The sequence below is a fragment of the Exiguobacterium sp. s11 genome (assembly GCF_018619015.1).
In the GTDB taxonomy this organism is placed as follows: domain Bacteria; phylum Bacillota; class Bacilli; order Exiguobacteriales; family Exiguobacteriaceae; genus Exiguobacterium_A; species Exiguobacterium_A indicum.
Genome location: NZ_JACSNF010000011.1, coordinates 1 through 3,979, shown reverse-complemented (window position 1 = coordinate 3,979; position 3,979 = coordinate 1). Strand labels below are relative to the sequence as shown.

The following is a 3,979-nucleotide window of genomic DNA, read 5'->3' as shown; positions in this document are numbered from 1 at the left end:
AAAGAAAGGGTCGATCAACTCAAGTCTGAAAACAAACGAGTCCAAAAGAATTCGGTCATTACTTACTCGAATATCATCACCATTCCAGAATCTGCAGCAAAGGAAATGACGAATGATCAGATGCACGATTACTTCAAAACGTGTCATGACTATTTCGTCAATCGGTTCGGAAAAGAGAATGTCCTAAGTTCGAAAATCCACCTCGACGAATCGACACCTCACATGCACCTTCACTTCATGCCCATCGACAAAGAAACAGGAAGATTACAAGCAAGAACGACGATGAATAAGGCGGCATTAAACGAAATCCATGACGAGATTCCAGAACGATTACGTGAAAAAGGATTCGATGTAGTGCGTGGATCGGGAGAGAAAACGAAAGAAAAACTCGACATTCACCAGTACAAAGCAAAAATGAATTGGGAGAAAGAAAAAGCTGATTTAGACAAGGTAAGATCGATTCTGTATAAAGAATTGAATGAGCTTGAACACGACAAGACCATTTTGGATCGAGAAGTCTATTACATGAAAACCGAGAAAAGTAGAGAGTTCAAGAAAATCGAAAAAGGGTTCGAAGAAAAAGTCGAAGCTGCCAAAACAGAAGCGATTCAACGAATCGGAATGATCAAAGAAGAAGTGACGAAGTTCGAGTATGATATGAGTCAAAATCAAGAACGGCTTATCATGGATACACAGGACATGAACGGACTTTTAGATGCTACGAAGAAAGACCTCGAGGAACATCAAAAACAACTCAACGAGCGAATCGATTCGCTCAAAGAGTTGGATTTCGACGAGTCCGTCAATCTCGATCTAAAGCCGAATCTATTAAACAAAGTGTCGATGTCGAATGATACGTTCTTGGAACTGAAGAAGCGAGCGGAAGTCGCGGAACGGATGCAACGGGCATTACGGATCTCGGAGCAACGAGTCCAGACGCTGGAGAAGAGTAATCAAGAGAAAGATAAGGAATTGGGCGAGATGTTCAACCTACGGATCGAGAACGGATATTTAAAAAGACAAGTAGAGTTCTTCAAGCAAGTGATCGACAATATTCGGGACAAGGTATCGGCTCAACGGGATAAGGATGGGAATCCACGAGTCACGAAAAAACTCATGGAACACGCCATCGGATATGCGAAAGAATACGTCGGTCGGAAGATGAACATGAAGAAAGAAGCCATGCCAAGAAACGAGAACGAAGAGATCGGCAGAGACCTTGCGATCAAGTCGCTTGCAGCAAAGCAGAAAGAGAAGGGATATGGCTCTGATATGGAGCGCTAGGAGTCCGTATGGCCGTTTCTAGGCTGATATGGGTGTCAACGTAACGGAATAACGAATAAAACCCCTCAGAATCGCTCACAGAGCGTTCTAGAGGGGTTCTTCGTTATGAGTATAAGAGTTGACGCCCTACACGATAAAAACCCTCTCTGCTGTTCTCACGTTCCATACGTGAGAACCTGCCTACCGGCGAGGGAGCCCCTCGGGATCGAGGGGTTGGGGAGTCGATTACTTTTCTTCGTAAATGAGTTCTGCCAAGATAATTTGATTTTTCATAACCAGGAAAGTATCGCCTGAGCCATCAAGTTCGACAATGTTTTGCTCTATGTAAGTTTTGTCGTCATTCAAGTCTTCGATGAACCGATCCCAACTAGTTGCTTCTAGAGTCACAACTTTATCGTCGGCTAGTGTTAATACAACTTTTCCTATCTTCATTTTCTCACCACCTTTACTAATGATTTTATGCAATTTTAAGGTCTGAAATAAGCCTTTGATTTTGTGTTCTTTCTTATCTTGATAATAAGGGTAACTATTCCCGCACAAAAAAAGGGGCGAGCAAGTGACTGAATCCCTTGCGCCCCAACGGCTTTCGACCAAAAAAACTTGCGTTTCCTTGTATACTCGTTTAGCATTTAAGTTACCACACAAAAACCTAAAGAAGAAAGGAGACAAGTATCTTTGATCTATGCTGTTTTTTTACCCTTTTATGGTGTCCGTAAACTGTCCATAAATTGATGCTACACATGGATTATAGACAAAATTACTATGAAAAAACAAGACCCTATCGCACTTATAAAACCGAAAAAACTTGATAATCTACGCATGTATGAACTGGCTAAGGATCATCTTTCCGAAAAAATGCAGGAACTGTACAAATCGTGTGGGACGTTCAACTTGTATATTTCGACATTGGATAAGGAGAAAAAGAAGATGGTTGGAGGGAATCACTGTAAGAATCGATTTTGTCCGATTTGCGCTTGGCGTAAGGCTAGGAAAGATGCGATGGCATTGTCTGTCGTGATGGAAGCGATGCATGAAGAACATGACGTGAAATATTTGTTCCTTACTTTGACGACACCAAATGTGAAAGCGAATGAAGTAAAGTCGGAGATTGCGAGCATGAATAATGCTTTTCAAAAGATGTTCAAGCGAAGAAAAGTAGATCGTGTGATTCAAGGATATGCTCGAAAGTTGGAGATGACATATGACGGGAATCCGTTAATTACGACTCCACTATTTGAGAAAAAACAGGCGTATTATGAACGACTAGGATTGAAAGTTGGAGACGAGAATCCCACCTACGATACATACAACCCACACTTTCATGTTGTTCTTGCAGTAAAGAAATCGTACTTCAATGACTCGCGAAATTACATCAAACGAGATGAATGGTTAGAGATGTGGCGCGAGGTCACTGGTGACTATACGATTACACAAGTTCATATCGAACGAATTAAGGAAAAGCAGACTGGAAATGCTGTGGCCGAGATTGCTAAATACTCGGCAAAGAGTAATGATATGGGCGTCAGTCCAGAAGTATTTGAAACCTTCTACAATTCTTTGAAAGGTAAGCAAGTAATTGCTTTCAGTGGTTTGTTTAAAGAGTACATGTTGAAGTACAAAGCGAACGAATTGGAACAATATATGGAGAAAGATAAGAACGAATACTTTTACAAAATCATGGCGAATTGGCGTGCAGATCAATCTGATTTTATGCTGGAGTATATTGAGCTAACTGAACTAGAAAAAAGAAAATACAACAATTTATTAGAGTTGGAATTAGATATTGATTAAAAATCGGAGGTTAATAATTGAACTGGAAAGACATGAGAATTGATCGCGTTGGGCTTATTCAAAGATGTGTAGCAGAATTTGATATATCTGCTTTAAGATTTTTCGAAGAAATTTATGAAGGAGATACAATTCATTATGGCGGTTTCAAAGTAAAAATATATGAGACTAGTTACAATAATGATGTTGCTCCTGGAGAGTCTGGTTTTACCGGATATGTAAATCTCAAATTAATAGATTCAGATGGTTACCCTGAAGGTGCAACAGGCTACGCTCTTACGATTGAAGAAGCGTTAGAAAAAACAGTTTCTAACTTCTTAGATTTAGTTGAAGAATTTAAAGAAGAAAAGAAAAAAAGACTTCAAAAAGAAGACTTTATCATAGTATCTTATGATGAATTTTAATTAATTTAAATATTCGAGATGCTATGTTTTTATTCTGTTAAAGGCGATGCTGCGGCATCGCCTTTTTCGTGTCTTGGACACGAAACGGCACTGGTCTTGAGTGGCGCAGCCATGCTCTTTTCACCTCGTAGAGACCGCCTCTTGCTTTGCAAGAGTATAGCGGGCTATACTCTTATAAACTCAACGCCGACAAATTCCCCTCTCGCTTCTCTCGGTCTTTGTTTGGATAAGGAGGAAAACTCTATGTCGATCGAATTCGCCTGGAACGCTCAAAAGAACCAAATGTCCGATATTAAAGGCAAGGAAAGAGAACAAGAAAGAGAAGGACAAATCAAAAATGACATGATTGATCTTGACCGTACCCACCTCAATTATGATCTCGTACAAAGTGAATTAAATCTCTATCAACGAGCAAAAGAAAGGGTCGATCAACTCAAGTCTGAAAACAAACGAGTCCAAAAGAATTCGGTCATTACTTACTCGAATATCATCACCATTCCAGA

5 protein-coding genes are annotated in these 3,979 nt (G+C 40.1%); 4 read left to right on the top strand and 1 reads right to left on the bottom strand.

Features of this window, described 5'->3' with window-relative positions; translation table 11 throughout:
- Positions 1 to 1,284, top strand: a 1,284-nt coding sequence (gene mobV, locus KNQ12_RS16790; RefSeq protein ID WP_214775508.1) for a MobV family relaxase, incomplete at its 5' end; no start/stop codon positions are given.
- A gap of 225 nt (positions 1,285 to 1,509) precedes the next feature.
- On the opposite strand, the gene KNQ12_RS16785 is transcribed toward mobV, so the two are convergent.
- Entirely contained in the window at positions 1,510 to 1,878 is a 369-nt protein-coding gene (locus tag KNQ12_RS16785; RefSeq protein ID WP_214749883.1) for a hypothetical protein, read from the bottom strand.
- A 168-nt stretch (positions 1,879 to 2,046) separates the two neighbouring features.
- Here KNQ12_RS16785 and KNQ12_RS16780 point away from each other — a divergent pair, with 168 nt between their 5' ends.
- The 3 genes from KNQ12_RS16780 to KNQ12_RS17115 form a co-directional block, all read left to right on the top strand.
- On the top strand, positions 2,047 to 3,075 hold the full coding sequence (locus KNQ12_RS16780; protein WP_214749880.1) for a protein rep: 1,029 nt from the start codon (positions 2,047 to 2,049) through the stop codon (positions 3,073 to 3,075).
- A gap of 17 nt (positions 3,076 to 3,092) precedes the next feature.
- Positions 3,093 to 3,476, top strand: coding sequence for a hypothetical protein (locus KNQ12_RS16775; RefSeq protein WP_214749877.1), 384 nt, complete (start codon positions 3,093 to 3,095; stop codon positions 3,474 to 3,476).
- Positions 3,477 to 3,494: 18 nt separating this feature from the next.
- Positions 3,495 to 3,979, top strand: a 485-nt coding sequence (locus tag KNQ12_RS17115; protein ID WP_251137756.1) for a plasmid recombination protein, incomplete at its 3' end; no start/stop codon positions are given.

Coding starts and splice junctions, on each gene's coding strand:
- KNQ12_RS16780 (WP_214749880.1), top strand. CDS start 2,047: ATGAAAAAACAAGACCCTATCGCACTTATAAAACCGAAAAAACTTGAT.